The following is an 18,850-nucleotide window of genomic DNA, read 5'->3' on the forward strand; positions in this document are numbered from 1 at the left end:
GCACAGCCCATGTCATATTCTGTAAGCCTAAAAGATCGAATTAGCCGGTTTGTCATCAATGCCATCGTCATATTGCTGGCATTGATCTGCCTTCTTCCGTTATGGAATATCGTTGCGATTTCATTTAGCAGCAGCGAGGCCGTGTCAGCTAATGCTGTAGGTCTCGTACCGGTCAATTTTACAACAGCAGCGTATACGAAAATTATTGATGATGCTCAGTTCTGGCGTTCCTTTGGCATTTCTGTTCTACGTGTTGTGCTCACACTTCTTCTCAACATGATTCTTATTATTTTAATGGCATACCCGCTCTCCAAGTCGAAAAGGGAATTTAGGGGCAGAAACATTTATATGAATGTCATGATTTTTGCCATGCTGTTCAGCGGCGGGATGATCCCGAGTTATCTACTGATTAAAAACCTCGATATGCTTAATACAATTTGGTCGCTTGTTCTACCGGGAGCTGTCCCTATATTTAGTGTCATCCTTGTCATGAACTTCTTCTCTGCTGTACCTAAGGCGCTAGAAGAAGCAGCATTCATCGATGGGGCGAATCCGCTCCAGGTCCTGTTCAAAGTGTATGTTCCCGTGTCCATCCCTGCGCTGGCGACGGTAGCACTATTCAGTATCGTGGGAACGTGGAATGATTTCTTCAGCGGTTTGATCTATATGACCCAAGTCAGCAATTATCCGCTAATGACTTATATTCAGTCTCTTAACGTGGATATTGCGGAACTTCTTCAATCCGGCACCAACTCAGCACAACTCAGCAACCTGACTGAAATTTCAAACAAAAATCTAAATGCGGCCAAAATCGTAGTCGCTGTCATCCCGCTGCTGCTGATTTATCCGCTGCTTCAAAAATATTTTGTGACTGGAATTGTTGTAGGATCGGTAAAAGAGTAATTGTATGCTGTGACTTGATTGAGATAAAAACACCTATTCGTGTATTGGAAGGGTTGTAATGAACAATGAAAAATAAAAATTGGTGGAAAGAAATCGTTGTATACCAGATATATCCACGTAGTTTTCAAGATAGTAATGGTGATGGAATCGGCGATTTGAAAGGAATTGTTTCCCGTCTAGACTATTTGCAGCAACTCGGTGTCGGAGCAATTTGGCTATCACCAGTTTGTAAATCCCCTCAGGATGATTTTGGTTATGATATTTCGGACTATCGGGATATCGATCCGATGTTCGGATCTTTGGATGATATGATGAGCATCCCTGGTTTCAAGAAGCAAAAAAAGTAAAGAAAATCCGTACCATGACTATTATGTCTGGAGAGATGGCATTGGAGAAATGCCACCAAACGACTTGGGTTCCATATGGGTGGTTCAGCTTGGGAATGGGTACCCGAGATAGGACAATATTATTTACATCTTTTTTCTGTAAACCAAATTGTATAGCAACCCGGACGGCAGTGAGTTTTCAATGGTATTTCAATTTGAACATATTAGATTAACAAGGCTTGAGCTACGAAAATCTTGTTCATTATGGTATAAATGGATAATTTAAGGGAGTTGGCGAAGTGATTACTGATATATCATTGAACAAACGAGAAACGTTAGTTGAAAATAGCATGGAGCAGTTTGCCGGTTGGTAGCTGCTCCATTTTTGATAAACTAACGGGCAGTTATCTTCAATCAGTATAGACTCTATTTAAACCTATTATTTAACCCTCTATAGACTTCTCTCCAATAAGGCTCCAACTTGTTCAGCCATGATTTGTGGCGGATACGGCATTTCATTTCTAATCCACCATTCTATTACCCCTACATAAGCGGTACCAGCATATTGCAACATAACGTCTTCATTTAAATCCACATTTCTTCCACTTTCTCTATCAATCTCACCTCTGAATCCTCCCATAACATAATCAAGAAGACGAGTTCTAAAAGAGGGGGCTCCTTTACTGGCTAACATAGTCGAAAAAAATAAATAATTTTTCTCAAAATACTCAAAAAAAGGTACAAGTCCATTGCTCCAATCCAGCTTACATGCCCATTCATCCATTTCGCCTAATTCATTCATGTGTGATTCGATCAGTTTATCCAACAAATCATATTTGTCCTGATAATGAAGATAAATCGTACCACGGTTTACGTTTGCCTGGTCTGCAATGTCTTGAATGGTAATGTCATCGAAGTTTTTTACAGCCATCAGTTCAATAACGGCTTTTTTCAAGGATTCTTGCGTTTTTAGAATTCTCCGATCTACTTTTATCATTTAGTCTTTTCCCCCTGACCAACTCAAAATAATGAACACTTTTCGTGATGTTGTTGTTATTTCAACAAATTGCGCTTTTTTAACCATTGAACTTAGGCTTCTTTTTAATAATAATAGACGTTAGTTGATAAAACAACAAGTTTTGTTTATCCGCTCTTTGTGGTTCACTAATATTACCTAAAAGGAGAACTTAAATTTAGAAAGGAGGCATGTTCACTTGGTAGTTAATAAAAAAATGTGAATAATCATTACTAATTTCTAAAAAAGGACTAACAGATAAAATTGTATTCACTGGAGGTTATATATGATTAATGCTAATGCACGTGCTGTGTTCGGTCCGGAAGGTCCGTTCATACTAACTACAATTGAGCGCAGAGATCTTAAGCAGCATGATGTTCTCATTGAGATCAAGTATGCGGGTATTTGCCACTCTGACATCCATACCGCTCGTGGGGATTGGGGGCCAGTCCAATATCCTATCGTTCCAGGACATGAGATCGCCGGTGTTGTCGCCCAGGTTGGCTCGGAAGTCACAAAGTATACTGTTGGTGACCGAGTAGGAGTTGGCTGCATGGTTGATTCCTGTCGAGAGTGCGAGAGTTGCCGTAGAGGAGAGGAGCAATATTGTCTTAATGGACATACGGGTACCTACGCAGCTATCGACAGATATGGACAATATACACAAGGGGGTTATTCCACCCACATCGTCGTAACGGAAGATTTCGTGGTTCGAATTCCTGACGGCATTGATCTTGATGTCGCCGCTCCGCTTTTATGTGCTGGGATCACAACGTACTCTCCGCTGCGCCATTGGGGTGCTGCTTCCGGCAAGAAGGTAGCAGTTGTTGGACTTGGCGGACTCGGACACATGGCTGTGAAGCTCGCTCATGCTATGGAAGCAGAAGTAACGGTTTTATCTCAAACCTTGAAGAAAAAAGAAGATGGTTTGAAACTAGGAGCGGACCATTATTATGCCACCAGCGATGCGGAGACATTTAAGAAGCTGGCCGGCACGTTTGATCTCATCGTGAATACGGTGAGCGCGAAAATTGATTTGAATGCCTACCTATCACTGCTGGCAGTGGACGGTACCTTGGTTAATGTCGGTGCGCCGCCGGAGGCATTGCCTGTTCAAGTATTCTCTCTTATCCCGCATCGTCGTTCGTTTGCTGGATCAGCAATCGGCGGTATTCGGGAAACACAGGAAATGCTTGATTTCTGCGCTGAACACCACATTACGCCTGAGATCGAGGTTATCTCCGCTAATCAGATTGATGAGGCATGGGAACGCGTACTTGCTTCGGATGTCCGGTATCGATTTGTCATCGACATCAGCACGATGGAGAACGAATAGGGATTCATTGCAGCAAAAAAATATCAAGGGCACGCCGGGTGGTGTGCCCTTGAGTTGGATAAGGAAAAGACATATCTCCGAAATTTATCTAAGACCCTTTGTATATCGGAGGGGTATACTGTCACAGGGTAATAAAACGACAAAACCTAAAGCAAATGCGTTGGCTTAAAGAATGTGCATTTAATCAATCATAGGAGTTAAAGGAATGAAATATAAGACCCAAAAAAATTCTCTCGGTTTTGCTCTAATATTGGCCACATTCTCGGCGCTGGGGCCGTTTACTGTCGATATGTATCTTGCATCACTTCCGCAAATCGCTGTTTTTTTTGGAACAAGTGCAACTGCCGTTCAAGCGAGTTTAACCACTAGCCTGTTAGGATTAGGGTTAGGACAGTTGATAATGGGGCCGTTAAGCGACATTTATGGAAGACGCCGGCCTTTGTTGATTTCCATGATATTATTTATCCTTTCCTCGATTGGATGCGCTTTTGCACCAAGCATAGAATGGTTTATGTTTTTAAGATTTATTCAAGGGGTTGCTGCGTCCGCCGGACTCGTTATTTCGCGCGCTATTGTTCGAGATCGGTTTAGTGGGATTGAAATGACTAAGTTTATATCGTTGCTAACGATGATAAGCAATGTCGCTCCGTTAATTTCCCCTACGGCCGGAAGTACGGTCATGTCATACAGCTCTTGGTTAGGTGTATTTATATTTTTAGGGGTGCTAGGTATAGGATTAACTGGGATAACCATATGGGGGTTAAAGGAAAGCTTACCAGTACAGCAACGTGCTCCAAGCAGTCTCCGTTCGTTGATGAAAAATTATAACAGCTTGTTCCAAAAGAGGTATTTTATGGGATATGCTCTCGTCAATGGCATATTGTTCGCAGGTGTTTTTGCCTATGTTGCAGGTACCCCATTTATTTATCAAAACATATACGGCGTGTCGCCGCAACTGTTTTCGATCCTGTTTGCGTTGAATGGCCTTGCTATTATCTTGGGATCTCAATTCGTCAAGCTGCTTGCAGGCCGGGTAACGGAAAGTCGACTATTTTTGATCGGATTAATACTGTCTTTTATATCTTCCGCTGCGGTCTTATTTATAGTACTAGTACATGGAGCATTATCAGCTATGTTTATTTCGATCTTCTTATTCGCCTTATCCATTGGGATCATTGGACCCATCTCTTTTACATTAGCAATGGAGTCGCAAGGGCATATTGCAGGGAGCGCTTCTGCCGTGCTCGGCACCTTACAATTCGCGTTAGGTGCCGTTACGTCTCCGCTTGTGGGAATTGCAGGCGAAAATTCTGACATACCTTTTGGAATTATTATTTTTTCTACCAGTTTATTATCTATAATTACCTATATCATTCTGGTTAAAGGGATAAAAAAATTATCCGGCGGCAAAAATTGCTTTGAATCCAATAATTAAGCAGTCGCTAGCAACTTTAAGAGGAGGCCCCGACATTATCGGAGCTTCTTTTTATCTTGGGTATTGAGGTTAAAAAGTAGGAGGATCTAACATGCAAAATGTTACACTAAACAATGGTGTCGAGATGCCGATACTCGGATTTGGGGTTTATCAAATTGATGATAAAAATGTTTGCGAAGAATCGGTTTATAATGCCCTAATGGAAGGTTACCGATTGATTGATACCGCTGCTGTGTATAGCAATGAAAAAGCAGTCGGTCGTGCCATCAAGCAGAGTGGCGTGTCCAGAGAGGAAATACTCGTTACAACAAAGCTTTGGATTCAGGATACAGGTTACAAGAGTGCGAGGAAAGCATTCGAAACATCACTGAAAAAACTGCAACTGGATTATTTGGATCTGTATTTCATTCATATGCCGTTTGGCGATATCCATGGTTCATGGCGTGCGATGGAGGAATTATATCATGAGGGTAAGATCAGGGCAATCGGCGTAAGTAACTTCCTAAATGATCGCCTGATGGACCTAATCGTTGATCTTGAAATCGTTCCTACTGTAAACCAAGTTGGAACGCATGTATTTACACAACAAGTAGAAAATGCTCAATTTATGAAGGATCACCATGTACAGATTGAGTCCTGGGGACCATTTGCTGAAGGAAAAAATAACATTTTCAAAATTGAAGTATTGGCATCAATGGCTGAGAAACATCATAAATCCGTGGCTCAAGTTGATTTACGTTGGTTGATACAAAGAGGAATTTTTGCGATTCCGAAGTCTGTTCATAAAGAAAGAATTATCGAAAGCTTCAATATCTTTAACTTTGAATTGAGTAGGGAAGATATGGAGAGGATTGCTACGTTGGATTCCAAAGAGAGCTTAATCTTATCTCTTCACGATCCTGAAAACGTGGAACCCTCAGCAACATGAAATTTCATGACAACAATACTATGTTTACGTAACAATTAACCCAAATTCTTCCCACATATCGATTCAATTCCACGTATAATCATATGCATATAGAACTGATTAACGGTTATAATGGCAGAGAAGTATGTGAAAAATTAAATGGAAGAACTGTATTTAACACGATAAGTTAATTACTAGGACATATTAAATCTATTCTCAAGCACATATTATCAATTAAATTGTGCGTTTTACTTTCAAAAAAACCTTAAGACCTACTGATTTAAATAGCTTATAGATTCTGCAGAGGCGTCGCTAGATTGGCGCCTTCTTTGTTGTATACTACCAGTTTCTACATGTAAAGCATGCCGTCCAAAAGCGGTAACACAGCCCCATCTTCTTCTACGAAATCACACATGAGATTCATTCCATTATGGTACGTTCATATATTAGTCCATATAAAATGACAAAAATCTCGGGATGTATACACTTAAATGGATACATTTATCCATATTCCACAAGAATAATAATTCAACCAAGTATGTTCACAAGACGGACACAGTGATTTAAAAGGAATTACACAAAAACTTGATTAATTAAACGATGGCAAACTCCATTCGGGGTGGATTTGGAGGTCAACTGCCTCTGGCTTATGCCCCTAATCCGTCTCCAAGTTACCATAAATATGATGTAACTGATTACTATCAGGTATACCCGCTGTGTGGGAGTCTAAATGATTTTCGCACCTTGATGGAAGAAGCGGACCGAAAGGGAGTAAGATGTCATGGACCTTGTTATCAATCATTCAAGCCGCGAATATCCATGGTTCAAGGAGGCAGTAGCAACCTACAAAACAAATACCACTGTATATGGATGATATTACAGATTTGAATGAAAAGGGCTCGTAGGGTCAGATGTTTTTTCACGTTTAACCATGTTAAAATAATAGAATAATTGGAGACTTGGCATGGAGAGAAGGCAGGTTGAATCAATGAAACCAAAACTTAACGATGTTGCACAATTAGCTGGAGTTTCACCGACTACGGTTTCTCGCGTACTTAATAATCGTGGCTATATCAGTCAAGAAACGAAGGATCAAGTTCATAAAGCGATGCAGGAACTGAATTATTTACCAAATGATGTGGCTCGGTCATTATTTAGTAAACGAACAAATCTAATTGGATTAATCATTCCAACTACAAGCAACCCATTTTTCGGAGAGCTGACTTTTCATATAGAGAATATTTCTGCGTCATTAGGCTATAAGCTGTTGCTTTGTAACAGTTTGAATCAGCTGGATAAAGAAGAATCTTATGTGGATATGCTTATGCGAAATCAAGTTGACGGTATTATCGTTGGTACACACAACCGAGGTATCGTAAATTACGAACAGAAGAATATTGCCGTCATTGCGATCGATCATTTTCTATCCGATTCAATCCCAGTTGTAGGATCGGATAATTATTTGGGTGGAAAACTGGCGTCAGAACTGCTTATTGAAAAGGGGTGCAAGCATATCTTACACATCAATGGCCCTGTTGAATTGGAAACACCGGCAAGCTTGAGAAGAAAAGCATATGAAGATGTGATGGAGCAGTATGGTCGAAAGGCAATTACCTATGAAGTACATGATCCCTTCCACCAACAGAATCACGATGAACCGATTAAACGCTTGCTCGATGAACATCCTGAAGTAGATGGATTGTTTGCGAGTAATGACTTGGTGGCTGCGTCTTTTATTGCTAAAGCAAGAAGTAGAGGAAAACGTGTTCCTGAAGATATTCGCGTAATTGGATATGACGGAACAGAAACAACCCGCAATCTTCTCCCAGAATTAACGACAATTCAGCAACCAATACAGGAGATCGCGAGATCTTCCATAGAGTTACTTATTAAAGAAATTGAAGGTGGATTCAGTGATGTCCCGCGAGAAACCTATCTACCAGTGAAACTTATTGAAGCTAGTACAGCTTAATACAATTTCCATAGTTTCAGCATTGTGATATAAGGTGGAGCTATCCTTATTAGAGTAATTGAAATCAAAGAGGAGAGCTCTTTTCCTTTTAGAAATATGTCAAGCGGTTGACATATGAAAGCGGTTGACATATAATCGATCTGTAAATACGGAAGTGCTTTCATTTACATTAAATGTTTAACTTAGAGGAGCGTTCGATATGAGAAAGTCAAAGAGCTTGTACTGGAAACTAAGTGCCTATTTCTTCTTTTTCTTCTTTACTTGGTCAGCAAGTTACTCATTGTTCTCCATCTGGCTAGGGCAAGAAATCAGTCTGAATGGTGCTGAAACAGGTGTTATCTTTACTGTAAACGCTATCTTTGCGCTATGTATGCAACCGCTTTATGGCTATATATCAGATAAAATTGGATTGAAGAAGCATATTTTATTTCTAATCAGTTCTTTACTCTTATTTGTTGGTCCTTTCTATATCTATATCTATGGGCCGTTACTTCAATACAATGTATTTCTCGGCGCCATTGTAGGTGGATTATACTTGGGTATTTCTTTTTTGGCAGGAATCGGAGCCATCGAATCTTATGTCGAGAAAGTCAGCCGAAAATATGGCTTTGAATACGGAAAATCTCGTATGTGGGGCTCGCTAGGTTGGGCAGCAGCAACATTTTTCGCTGGTCAGCTCTTCAATATCAACCCTAACATTAACTTCTGGATTGGATCCGTATCTGCTGTCATTCTGTTTATCATTATGATGACAATTAAAGTTGAAATGACAGATTCCGAGATGGAGCGAGCAGAATCTGTTAACTTTAAGCAAATCGTCCGTTTGTTTGCAAATAAGCATTTATGGTTCTTCATTTTATATGTTCTTGGTGTTACCTGTGTTTACAATGTGTATGACCAGCAGTTCCCGAATTACTTTTCATCGACGTTCTCAACGGTTGCTTTAGGCAATCAAGTTTACGGTTACTTAAATTCCCTACAAGTATTCTTGGAAGCAGGCATGATGTTCTTAGCGCCTTTCATTGTCAACAAAATTGGAGCAAAAAAGGGTCTGATATTGGCAGGGTTCTTGATGGCGTTCCGGATCATGGGTTCAGGCTTAGTTATTGGACCTTATGGTATCTCAGCTATGAAATTGATTCACGCATTGGAACTGCCAATCATGCTGATCTCCGTATTTAAGTACTTGGCTGCTAATTTCGATACGCGTCTGTCTTCGATCCTATATCTGGTGGGATACCAGTTTATGAGTCAGGTAGGAGCTTCGATCTTCTCGCCAATCGCGGGTATGTCTTATGACATTAGAGGCTTTGCAAATACGTACGTGATTATGGGTGTTTTCGTATTTGCCTTTACAACAATCTCAATCTTTACCTTAAAGAAAGAACAGAAAAAGCTGAATCCCAAGCCTAACAAGCTTTTTGAAACAGCATAGGAGGAAGACAGATGAACACATATAATAACAATACGAAGCAAGCTGAGGAAGCATTGAAACAGGCAGAAGCGAAAATGAACAAGCGGTACCGATTAGGTTATCATATTATGGCACCAGCAAACTGGATTAACGACCCAAATGGATTAATTCAATTTAAAGGTGAATATCACGCCTTCTATCAGCATCATCCTTATGATGAGAACTGGGGTCCAATGCATTGGGGTCACGTGAAGAGTAAAGACCTTGTACATTGGGAGCATTGTCCGATTGCATTAGCACCTGGAGATGCGTGTGATCTTGATGGCTGCTTCTCAGGAAGCGCAGTAGATAATAACGGCGAACTGACATTGATCTATACTGGCCATCACTATATTGATCAACCAAACAATATCTTTTTCCAAAATCAAAATGTGGCAGTAAGCACAGATGGTATTCATTTTACAAAACTAAGGCAGAATCCCGTAATCGCTGAACCTCCGATAGATAGCTCCCAGCATTTCCGTGATCCGAAGGTATGGAAGCATGAGGATACATGGTACATGATCCTAGGTAACAGCACGAAAGAAGATCTGCCGCGTGTTATTCTATATACATCTCCTGACCTTAGAACTTGGACCTATCATGGTGTGCTTCTGCAGGGAGATAAGAATATGGGCTTCATGTGGGAGTGCCCTGATTTCTTTGAACTGAACGGTAAGCATATATTTATGTTCTCCCCACAAGGTATTGATGCGCAGGGAGATAAGTACAATAACTTGTTCCAGACGGGATATTATGTTGGCGATTATAATTATGATAGTAATGAATATAAGCATGGAGAGTTCATCGAGTTGGATAATGGTCATGACTTCTATGCGGTTCAAACTTTTCTAGATGATCAAGGTCGCCGCATTGCGATTGGTTGGATGGATATGTGGGAATCGGATATGCCGACGAAAGCAGACAGCTGGTGTGGAGCAATGACGATCCCGCGTTTAGTTACGTTGGGTGACAATAATAAAGTACTGATGAATCCAGTAGAAGAAATGAAGTTGCTTCGTCAAAGTGAACATATTTTGTGTCAATATGGCGCCATTTCTGGAAGTTACTTTAAGGAAGTTGAAGCCGACCTGCTTGAACTTAAGGTAGTGTTCGACCTCACGAAGTCAAGTGCAGACATGGTAGGCTTGAAGTTTCGTGGAACAGGTCTAGAAGAAACAGTTATCACATATTCTATTCCGGAGCAGAAACTTATGCTTAATTGTTCTAAATCAGGTAAGAAGACAGATGGAGTACGTCAAACAGCCTTCAATGCTGGGGGGCAGCTGACATTGCATGTATATCTGGATCGCTCATCCATTGAAATGTTTGCGAATGAAGGACAAGCTACGATGACAAGTCGCATCTATCCGAGTGAGAAATTGCTAGGCATAGAAATCATAACGGAGGGTGGAGAGGCACTAGTAAATGAATTGACCTATTGGAAATTGAAAGATATATGGCAAGCTGAATAACTCGATGAAAAGATTGCAGTTCATATTATGTAAAAGAAAAGTAAGATTTTATCTCGCTAAATTACTTAAGATAATCGGATTAAAGACGACACTGCAGAAAATATGTAGTGTCGTTTTTTTAAGGCGATAGAATTAATATTTTTTCAAGGCAAATGAGTGGATATTTAGTCTTGAATGAAGAAGCATAAAATTGTAAAAATCAGAGGTGAATAATAAAATAAACATGAGCATCTTAGTCACCATTTATCAAAATAGGGTGACTAAGGTGTCAAATAAAGTTGTGAGTTCTGAAGCAAGGGCGTTCATGGATTAATGAGCGTCCTTTTTTCGTTCCTGGTTGCAACCTAGGCTTGGTTTAAGGGAGGGTTCCAGATAGGAAAGAAATCTCACCGTCTGCAGGAGCATCGGACGTGTTGCAGCTGCCGCGGTCAGACCAAAAGCTTGGTTCCTTTGCCGGAAAGAACAAGAACTTGTGAACATTTGTAGATACATTTAGTTTACAAAATAAAGAAGGACGATTAGATAAAATTAAATAAAAGTTTCCGTTTTCGAGTGATTTAATATATTTTTGTGCAAATGTAAAATAAACAAGCTCATTTATCTAAAAATATGTGAAATGAAGTAAAAAAAGATTGACAAATGCACACTATTGGATTATTTTGGTTCATAAGAAATACATTTTTCAGGTACACTAAGCAGTTATTTGCACGCATTCCAATTTAGTTGCCAAGCTAGTTGAATCACTTCTATTAAGATCCTAAATAACCTAAAAGGAGGGTGAGTAACATTAAAGAAATACATTTATCTGGTGAGATGAGTAGCAGAAAAGGAACCAGTGAATATTTTTTATAAAAATAAATACAGTCCCAATTACACTATTAGCCGAAGGAAAATTAGATGAATGATCCCAACGGCATGGGTTACCATGAAGGAGAGTACCACCTGTTCTACCAACATACCCCTTATGATACACAGGCAAGGTAATCCTGTTTTGTTCCCAACGAAAATGCTAGACTTTCGTGATCCGAAGGTGTTTTGGTATGACGAATCGTCAATGTGGGTAATGGTTCTTGCCGTAAGAGACCATGTAAAATTTTTATACGTATTCCAATCTTAAGGCATGGTTTTTTGCAAGCGATTTCATCTCTGATATTCCGGGTATCCATCGAGAGATATTTTTGAATGTCCTGAGGTATTTAAAATCCACGTGGATGAAGATCCCAATATCACTAAGTGGATTCTGATGCTAAGTGTCGGGGATAGAAATGGTGTGAATCCAAACGATTCAGAACCACCGGCAGGCGGCCGTGACCTGGGATGGCATTCCGAACGAGGACGTACGAAAGATTTGGGTCGGCTGGATGAACAATTGGCGTTATGCTTCCACTCTTCCTTCAGAAGAATGGCGTGGTCACATGTCAATCCCCCGAGAGATACAGCTTAGGACGTATTCGGAGGGAATTTGCTTAATCCAAACACCCATAAGTGAATTAAGTCAGCTAAGAGCTGTTCCCGTTGATTCGAAAGGCTGTGCTACATAACCTGAACGGCTATGTCAGCTCTAGTGTCATACTGGATCACATTGTTGATTATATTGTGCTGCCAGGACTCGTCCAGTTAAGCTCGAGTTGCTGACCGCTACTTTCAATTCCATTAGAAAAGAGGGTAAGGAATGAAAGATAAATCTAAATTCGCAATATGTCTTCTGATGGCAACGGGGTTAGCTCTGACTTCAATGGGCGTTTTTACATCTAATCCGGCTACGGGTTGGGCTGTGTTCGCTGATCAGGAAGCAAGTAAACAGGCAAAGGAGGAGCTTTCTATTTTTGAAAACGCAACCAAATCAAACACCAATTTGACAGGCTGGCAAGTGAAAGGGAAAGGGTTATTAGAGTATACTTCAGAAGGAATCTTGCTGACTTCGCAGCCTAAAGAAAATGTAACGGCCATCTCCGAGACGGTGTCCGATGATTTTATCTATGAAGCTGATGTCATGATCAGGGATACGAAGGCAGTCGCAACGTTGTTGTTCCGTTCTAATGAGGATGGCTTTAGCTCGTACAAACTCCAAATCATTCCGGGTACAGGTCTGATTCGGTTAAGGGATGCAAGGAATGGAGATGGGAAATTAAAGGAGGAGCGTAAAGTTTCTGTTGAAGCGGGGCAGATCTATCATCTCAAAGTGAAGGCAGTGGGTTCCTCGCTAAAAGTATATTGGGGCAATCAATATAAACCTTTGATTGATGTTCAGGACATTACGTATCGAAGCGGAAAGCTGGGACTTCATGTATGGGATGGATCCGCCTTGTTTTCGAACATCGTGGTGAGCGATCTGAAAGGTAATTTGGGTACAGTGGTTGCAAGTAAGGGAAAATGGCAGCCTGATATCAGCGGCAAAAGAGGGACGATAGCACATGAGAGCAAGGCACAGCAAATCTATAACAAACAGGCGGCTGATATTGTGTATGAAGGGAATATTACCCTTCTTCCTGATTCTGTTGCGGCTCTCGCATTTCGTTCCTCCGCCGATGGAGCTGATGGATATGAAGCTACTCTTACGAAGGAAGGAGATCAGGTCCGTGTAAGTTTGACGAATACGAAAGGAACAGTAATTGCAAGTTCACTGCGTACTTATCCGAGTCAGATGGGAGCCAAACATCATGTGGAGATCAAGGCAAAGGGAAATCGAATTCAGGTCTTCCTGGACGGATACACTACGGCCGCGATTGACGTGAAAGATTCAACCTACACGAATGGAAATATCGGAATCGTCGTCAAACAGGGGACGGCTTACTTCCAGGATACTTATGTGACGGAATCGAGCCAATATTATAACGAAATATATCGTCCTCAGTATCACTACACGCCAATACGTGGTTCAGCAAGTGATCCGAATGGACTTGTCTACTTCGAAGGGGAATATCATCTCTTCCATCAGGATGGAGGCACATGGGCGCATGCTGTCAGTAAAGATTTGCTGAACTGGAAGCAGCTTCCGATTGCACTTCCGTGGAATGATCACGGACATGTCTGGTCTGGATCGGCTGTTGCGGATATGACGAATGCATCCGGTTTATTCGGGGATTCAGGAGGCAAGGGCCTTATTGCATATTATACTTCCTATAATCCGGATGGCCCGAATGGGAACCAGCGTATAGGTCTGGCATACAGCAAGGACCAAGGTCGCACTTGGGAATATTCGAAGGACCGCCCGATCGTGATCGAGAACCCAGGTAAGAGCGGAGAAGACCCTGGGGTTTGGGATTTCCGCGATCCGAAAGTGATCTATGATGACGAGAATAACCGATGGGTTATGGTTGTGTCCGGAGGAGATAATATTCGTTTCTATACGTCAACGAATTTACTTGACTGGACATTGACAGATAATTGGGGATACGGGGATTACGTCCGCGGAGGTGTATGGGAATGCCCTGATTTGTTCCAGCTTCCGGTAGACGGAACGTCACAGAAGAAGTGGGTTATGATGATCAGTACGGGAGCGAATCCAAAAACTGGTGGATCAGATGCCGAGTATTTTATTGGTCATTTAACAGCTGATGGTAAATTCGTGAATGATAATCCGGCGGGTAAGGTGCTAAGAACAGATTTTGGTAAAGAATTTTACGCTTCGATGTCTTTTGCTAACATGCCTGATCATCGCAGAGTGATGATGGCGTGGATGACGAATTGGGACTATCCGTTCGCTTTCCCAACGACGAATTGGAAAGGTGAACTAACCATTCCGAGAGAAGTATCATTGGTAACGACCGAAGATGGAATTCGGATGGCACAAAGTCCAATTAAAGAATTGGAATCATTGCGTAAACCATTGTACTCTGCTTCTAACAAAGGGGTGAGTCCTTCTTCCGGGAACCTGCTAAAAGGCATTATTTCAGGTGCTTACGAAATTGAAGCTGAAATTGAAATCCCTGAAGCCAGCACAGTGACCGAGTTCGGCTTTAACCTTCGTGAGGGTGCAAATCAGAAGACGGTTGTGGGTTATACCGCAAGCGAGAGTAAAATGTTTGTGGACCGAACTGCATCTGGAGTAACGGACTTTTCCAGCCTTTTCAATAAAAAGCATGAAGCGCCGATGCAAATGGAGAATAATCGGGTCAAGATGCGTATTCTTGTGGATGAGTCTTCCGTTGAAGCCTTTGGTAACGGCGGCAAAGTCGTCTTTTCAGATGTTATATTTCCGAATCCAGCCAGTAGAGCGATGAGTTTTTACGTGAAAGGCGGGAATGTGAACGTTGTTTCCTTGAAAGTGCATCAACTTCAATCCGTCTGGAATGAGGACATTAATTCAAAAGCTCAGATAAAGATGGATACGAGGGTTCGGGAACTGGGTATAGGGGAATCGGACACACTGCAGGCAATGGTCGAGTACAGACCAGGTTTTGGCGTTCAACCGCTTAAGTGGGAGTCCAGCAATAAAGAAGTAATAGCCTTAGACGTGGTAGACAATTCACAGGCGGTTATTGAGGCGAAAAAAGAAGGGGAGTCCACGATCACCGTATCTACTCCGAATGGTAAAGCATCCGCTAGTGTGCTCGTTAAAGTCACAGGTGGTGAGTTCCGGACAAACCTGAGTGGATGGACCAAAGATCTGTCTGCTGCTTCATGGTTAGTTAGCGAGAATGGGATTCGTGGTAATTATTTCAGCGATGCGAATTATATCGCTAAAGAGAAGGCTGGGAATTTTACGTATGAAGCAGACATGATGCTTGGTGAAACAGGAGGAGCAGGTTCTATTTTGTTCAGGGCTAGCGAGGATGGGCGCAGTGGTTACTATCTGAATCTAGACCCTAACATGAAGGCGATCCGTCTGTTCTATAAAATTAATGGAGGATTTGAAGAACGGCAGGTTCTTGCGAAAGTACCGACTTTCATTCAGCCATGTCAAACTTATAAGGTGAAAATAGAAGCGAATGGACCGCATATTGTAGTTTATGTGGATAGACAAAAAGTCATAGATGTAATGGATGGTACTTTTGCAGAAGGCCACTTTGGACTTCATGTATTTGGCGGCTACGCATCTTATCAAAACGTCAATGTGAGCAACGATGAACCTGCAAACATCATCATGTCAGCCTTGTAAATGCCGCAGCACAGAAATCGATTTATACAGTGAACCTTGTCAATGGGGAGCCCGTTGTCCTGCAGGATGCAAGTGCAGCTTCAATGAGAACTTTTCTTATGTTGCCTGCATCATCATCAAGGCTGAAGTGAAGAGTCATTCTCTGACTTATACGGTTGCCATCCTGGCAGGAGAGACAATCTAATATTCCGCCGTGAAAAGCATGAGATGGAAGTCATTGTGGATAACAACATGAATCTGACCGTGTATGGGTTCTATCAGAAGCAGGGATATGATGAAGAAAAGTCAGTTGCGGTTGCGACATTTATTGAAGTTTGTTTCTCAGGAGCAGGCATGATGGTGGGCGGACATATCCACAGAGGTATTACTTGCTTTACGGGAGAGATTGCCTTTTTACCATTTGGCATGTCTCATGATGAGCTGTACCGCCAGTTGCATGATCGGGCAACTTTTCATTCTTTGTCTGGTCGTGCCGTAACCAGCTTGATTGCAATAATGAACCCGGAGACTATTGCCCTGACGGGGAGCTTGGTAGACTCCGGTGATGTGGATATCATTCGTCAGGAATCCCTGAAGTATATTCCAGAGATGCACATGCCAAAGCTGAGGCTGCTCGAACATCCGGATGAGGATTAGCGCAATACCTACATTTCCGTTCGAACAAAAGGAAGAAGGACGCCCAAAACGTTGCGGGCGCTCCGGGCGTTCTGACAAAATAAGCTCAAAATAAATTTGAAATTCTCTGCTCAAATAAGGTGCAATTTCGTATTATTATTTTATCGCATTTCCTTGGACAGACTCCATAGAGTTCAGACTTAACTTAAGGCTACTGTTCCTTGGCATAATTCAACCCTAAATGATGAGCTTGGTTAAGCAGCATCTCATAGTGCTTGGGATTGGAGTCTAAAGTCTCGTATAAAAATTCAACCTTTTCAGGGGTAAAGGACTGTTCCGCAGCTGACCAGTCAGGTTCATCTACTCCCTTTAAAACAGGGTCAAAGCCAATCCCATGTAAATCCAATATCTCGTAATCGTGGCCAGCCTCGGCAAGACCTTGTACGAAACGATCGGCAACCTTAGAGGTCAGGGAATTTTTATCGGGTGCGAAACAACGCTTAATACTCTCATACTTGTATTCTTCACTACCTTTCTCAACAGCTAACTTGTAGCCATGATCAATGGCTGATGCTATTATAACAGTACTAAAATAATCTGGAAGTACGTACTTTCAAATTCTATAGGATGATACAGGTCCCTTAGGAACATGGAAGTGCCCTAGATAGATGCCCTAGAAACTTACCTGAATAATGGACTGAAGTGAATGAATGTTATGTAGGAAAAACACAGCCTTTTAACGGAGGAATAAGAGATGACTGAAAAGAGGGAAAATAGCGTTCAAAAGAAGTATAAAGTTGGAGTGGAGGCGGCATTAGAAGTAATGGGGGGAAATGGAAGCCTTTAATCATCTATCATTTGATGACAGGACAGAAACGGACGTCTGAGCTTCGCCGGTTAATCCCCGGCATTACGCAAAAAGTGCTGACCACTCAACTAAGAGGCCTGGAAAAGAATGAGATTGTTGCACGAAAGGTTTATAAAGAGATCCCACCCAAAGTGCAGTATGAGCTAACTTCCTACGGCTGGGGATTAAAGCCCGCGCTAGACCATTTATGCTATTGGGGAGAGGATCACCTGGAAAAGGTTCATGGCGACAAATCCAAGGTTTTGGAAGAGTTTTAGGTCTGTACAAAGTAAACAAAGGTGCTCAAAAGTATGATGTTCAGTTATACATGAACTAGCTTGGAATGTTACTAAAATAGAGATGATTAAAATGAATAGCAATATAGTAGGAGTGTGTAAAATGAATCTAAAAGAAAAGTTGATATTGATAAAAGCAAATGACTACCAAGCACCTTCCGATACATTCCAATTGATACAAGAGATGATGAATAACATCGGTTCTTTAGATGCCCAATTACGTGATGAGCTAATTTATACAACCTTATCCAATTGGATTCCTGGTAATGCTCTAACTGTAAACGAATTGGAACAACTCCTACCCGTTGTTTTGGATAAAAACCATTTGCTTTTCAGGCTTGATGAAATAAATACAGACTCTGTCTTCACTAGATCTTTCTCTATGCTAGTTATACCGCTTCTCCTTATGAGGCACAGGGAGTCACCATTTCTCTCAAGTGAGCATATTCATCAGATCAAAGAGAAAGTATTTTGTAATATACATAAGGAGCGAGATTACCGTGGGTATGATGAAGAAAAAGGATGGGCTCATGCCATAGCTCATGCAGCAGATGCTTTGGACGATCTGGCCCAATGTTCCGAACTGGACAAAAAAGACCTCTTAACCATACTCGATTTGGTTTATGAAAAGATGACCATATCAGATCGAGTTTACTCCGATGGGGAAGATGAAAGAATGGTGAAATCCGTAATTAGTGTTTTAAATAGAAAAATACTTAGTCAGACCTATGTAGAGAAATGGATCCAAAGTTTTGGTGACGTGGAGAAAAATCCAGAATTTCTTCATGCCTTTAAGCAAAAAAATAATATAAAGAACTTCTTGAAAAGTTTGTACTTTCGAGTTAAATTTCACAAAGTAGATGCCGAACTTTGTCCAACTATCGAGCATACATTATATAAAGTAGAACAAGTATACTATTCCTAGTTAAGAATAAAGTGGGGAACGCCCCCTCACTTGTTCGTCTCACTTCAAGTTCAGTAAAAACAGTAGCCCCCAGAGGACACTTCATCTCCATATTTTTCACAGTTGATTCGATTGGTGGTTCAGATAAATCTCCATTGTTCAAGACGTGAAGTTATTCTGTCATCGAAGAACTCATTTTTTATATGCGGCAATTATTAGACGATTGGGACGCATTATTTTAAATTTAAACGGAGCAGTTTGCTGT

General features: G+C 41.3%; 15 protein-coding genes and 3 pseudogenes. 16 read left to right on the forward strand and 2 right to left on the reverse strand.

Translation table 11 applies throughout. The features are described 5' to 3' along the window. Positions 1-9 precede the first annotated feature (9 nt). Both NLX78_RS21915 and NLX78_RS21920 read left to right on the forward strand, forming a co-directional pair. The gene (locus NLX78_RS21915; RefSeq protein WP_250268367.1) at positions 10-903 is read left to right on the forward strand and encodes a carbohydrate ABC transporter permease; all 894 of its coding nucleotides are present in this window, start codon (positions 10-12) and stop codon (positions 901-903) included. Between the two features lie 65 nt (positions 904-968). Further along, positions 969-1,397: pseudogene (locus NLX78_RS21920) on the forward strand (alpha-amylase family glycosyl hydrolase); the annotation flags it as partial. 283 nt (positions 1,398-1,680) lie between these two features. On the opposite strand, the gene NLX78_RS21925 reads toward NLX78_RS21920, so the two are convergent. After that, entirely contained in the window at positions 1,681-2,226 is a 546-nt protein-coding gene (locus NLX78_RS21925; protein ID WP_165179876.1) for a TetR/AcrR family transcriptional regulator, read from the reverse strand. 304 nt (positions 2,227-2,530) lie between these two features. Here NLX78_RS21925 and NLX78_RS21930 point away from each other — a divergent pair, with 304 nt between their 5' ends. The 12 genes from NLX78_RS21930 (at position 2,531) to NLX78_RS21990 (ending at position 16,559) form a co-directional block, all read left to right on the forward strand. Then, positions 2,531-3,580: an NAD(P)-dependent alcohol dehydrogenase gene (locus NLX78_RS21930; RefSeq protein WP_069291960.1), complete on the forward strand. Its 1,050-nt coding sequence runs from the start codon at positions 2,531-2,533 to the stop codon at positions 3,578-3,580. Between the two features lie 205 nt (positions 3,581-3,785). Beyond that, complete coding sequence (locus NLX78_RS21935; RefSeq protein WP_254351497.1) at positions 3,786-5,015, forward strand: multidrug effflux MFS transporter; 1,230 nt, start codon at positions 3,786-3,788, stop codon at positions 5,013-5,015. Between the two features lie 91 nt (positions 5,016-5,106). Next, positions 5,107-5,943: an aldo/keto reductase gene (locus NLX78_RS21940; RefSeq protein WP_254351498.1), complete on the forward strand. Its 837-nt coding sequence runs from the start codon at positions 5,107-5,109 to the stop codon at positions 5,941-5,943. A gap of 967 nt (positions 5,944-6,910) precedes the next feature. Beyond that, a complete protein-coding gene (locus NLX78_RS21950) occupies positions 6,911-7,894 on the forward strand; it encodes a LacI family DNA-binding transcriptional regulator (RefSeq protein ID WP_061828412.1) in 984 nt (327 codons plus the stop codon). A gap of 199 nt (positions 7,895-8,093) precedes the next feature. Beyond that, entirely contained in the window at positions 8,094-9,329 is a 1,236-nt protein-coding gene (locus NLX78_RS21955) for an MFS transporter (protein ID WP_254351499.1), read from the forward strand. An 11-nt stretch (positions 9,330-9,340) separates the two neighbouring features. Then, positions 9,341-10,822: a glycoside hydrolase family 32 protein gene (locus NLX78_RS21960; RefSeq protein WP_254351500.1), complete on the forward strand. Its 1,482-nt coding sequence runs from the start codon at positions 9,341-9,343 to the stop codon at positions 10,820-10,822. A gap of 915 nt (positions 10,823-11,737) precedes the next feature. Further along, the gene (locus NLX78_RS21965; RefSeq protein ID WP_250262072.1) at positions 11,738-11,806 is read left to right on the forward strand and encodes a hypothetical protein; all 69 of its coding nucleotides are present in this window, start codon (positions 11,738-11,740) and stop codon (positions 11,804-11,806) included. Between the two features lie 22 nt (positions 11,807-11,828). Next, entirely contained in the window at positions 11,829-11,939 is a 111-nt protein-coding gene (locus NLX78_RS21970; protein ID WP_254351536.1) for a hypothetical protein, read from the forward strand. A gap of 126 nt (positions 11,940-12,065) precedes the next feature. After that, positions 12,066-12,266 (forward strand): hypothetical protein, encoded by a 201-nt coding sequence (locus NLX78_RS21975; RefSeq protein ID WP_237166418.1) that lies wholly within the window; start codon positions 12,066-12,068, stop codon positions 12,264-12,266. Beyond that, the gene (locus tag NLX78_RS21980; RefSeq protein WP_250262070.1) at positions 12,184-12,363 is read left to right on the forward strand and encodes a hypothetical protein; all 180 of its coding nucleotides are present in this window, start codon (positions 12,184-12,186) and stop codon (positions 12,361-12,363) included. Before NLX78_RS21975 ends, NLX78_RS21980 begins: the two co-directional genes overlap by 83 nt. 131 nt (positions 12,364-12,494) lie before the next feature. Further along, positions 12,495-15,923, forward strand: coding sequence for a GH32 C-terminal domain-containing protein (locus NLX78_RS21985; protein WP_254351501.1), 3,429 nt, complete (start codon positions 12,495-12,497; stop codon positions 15,921-15,923). Between the two features lie 207 nt (positions 15,924-16,130). Beyond that, positions 16,131-16,559: a hypothetical protein gene (locus tag NLX78_RS21990; protein WP_254351502.1), complete on the forward strand. Its 429-nt coding sequence runs from the start codon at positions 16,131-16,133 to the stop codon at positions 16,557-16,559. Positions 16,560-16,749: 190 nt separating this feature from the next. On the opposite strand, the pseudogene NLX78_RS21995 reads toward NLX78_RS21990, so the two are convergent. Next, positions 16,750-17,051 (reverse strand): annotated as a pseudogene (locus NLX78_RS21995) (NAD(P)H-dependent oxidoreductase). Positions 17,052-17,292: 241 nt separating this feature from the next. Between NLX78_RS21995 and NLX78_RS22000 the strand changes: the two are divergent. Both NLX78_RS22000 and NLX78_RS22005 read left to right on the forward strand, forming a co-directional pair. Further along, a pseudogene (locus NLX78_RS22000) lies at positions 17,293-17,663 on the forward strand (winged helix-turn-helix transcriptional regulator). 121 nt (positions 17,664-17,784) lie between these two features. Beyond that, positions 17,785-18,606: a DUF2785 domain-containing protein gene (locus NLX78_RS22005; RefSeq protein ID WP_235309809.1), complete on the forward strand. Its 822-nt coding sequence runs from the start codon at positions 17,785-17,787 to the stop codon at positions 18,604-18,606. Positions 18,607-18,850 lie beyond the last annotated feature (244 nt).

The sequence above is a fragment of the Paenibacillus sp. Lou8.1 genome, from assembly GCF_024213565.1.
GTDB classification, from domain to species: Bacteria; Bacillota; Bacilli; order Paenibacillales; family Paenibacillaceae; genus Paenibacillus; species Paenibacillus polymyxa_B.

Bases quoted from the DNA above. Each gene is read 5' to 3' on its own strand.
- NLX78_RS21950 (WP_061828412.1), top strand. From the start codon at position 6,911: ATGAAACCAAAACTTAACGATGTTGCACAATTAGCTGGAGTTTCACCG.
- NLX78_RS21935 (WP_254351497.1), top strand. From the start codon at position 3,786: ATGAAATATAAGACCCAAAAAAATTCTCTCGGTTTTGCTCTAATATTG.
- NLX78_RS21985 (WP_254351501.1), top strand. From the start codon at position 12,495: ATGAAAGATAAATCTAAATTCGCAATATGTCTTCTGATGGCAACGGGG.
- NLX78_RS22005 (WP_235309809.1), top strand. From the start codon at position 17,785: ATGAATCTAAAAGAAAAGTTGATATTGATAAAAGCAAATGACTACCAA.
- NLX78_RS21925 (WP_165179876.1), bottom strand. From the start codon at position 2,226: ATGATAAAAGTAGATCGGAGAATTCTAAAAACGCAAGAATCCTTGAAA.
- NLX78_RS21960 (WP_254351500.1), top strand. From the start codon at position 9,341: ATGAACACATATAATAACAATACGAAGCAAGCTGAGGAAGCATTGAAA.
- NLX78_RS21955 (WP_254351499.1), top strand. From the start codon at position 8,094: ATGAGAAAGTCAAAGAGCTTGTACTGGAAACTAAGTGCCTATTTCTTC.
- NLX78_RS21915 (WP_250268367.1), top strand. From the start codon at position 10: ATGTCATATTCTGTAAGCCTAAAAGATCGAATTAGCCGGTTTGTCATC.
- NLX78_RS21975 (WP_237166418.1), top strand. From the start codon at position 12,066: ATGCTAAGTGTCGGGGATAGAAATGGTGTGAATCCAAACGATTCAGAA.
- NLX78_RS21990 (WP_254351502.1), top strand. From the start codon at position 16,131: ATGGAAGTCATTGTGGATAACAACATGAATCTGACCGTGTATGGGTTC.
- NLX78_RS21970 (WP_254351536.1), top strand. From the start codon at position 11,829: ATGCTAGACTTTCGTGATCCGAAGGTGTTTTGGTATGACGAATCGTCA.
- NLX78_RS21940 (WP_254351498.1), top strand. From the start codon at position 5,107: ATGCAAAATGTTACACTAAACAATGGTGTCGAGATGCCGATACTCGGA.
- NLX78_RS21980 (WP_250262070.1), top strand. From the start codon at position 12,184: ATGAACAATTGGCGTTATGCTTCCACTCTTCCTTCAGAAGAATGGCGT.
- NLX78_RS21930 (WP_069291960.1), top strand. From the start codon at position 2,531: ATGATTAATGCTAATGCACGTGCTGTGTTCGGTCCGGAAGGTCCGTTC.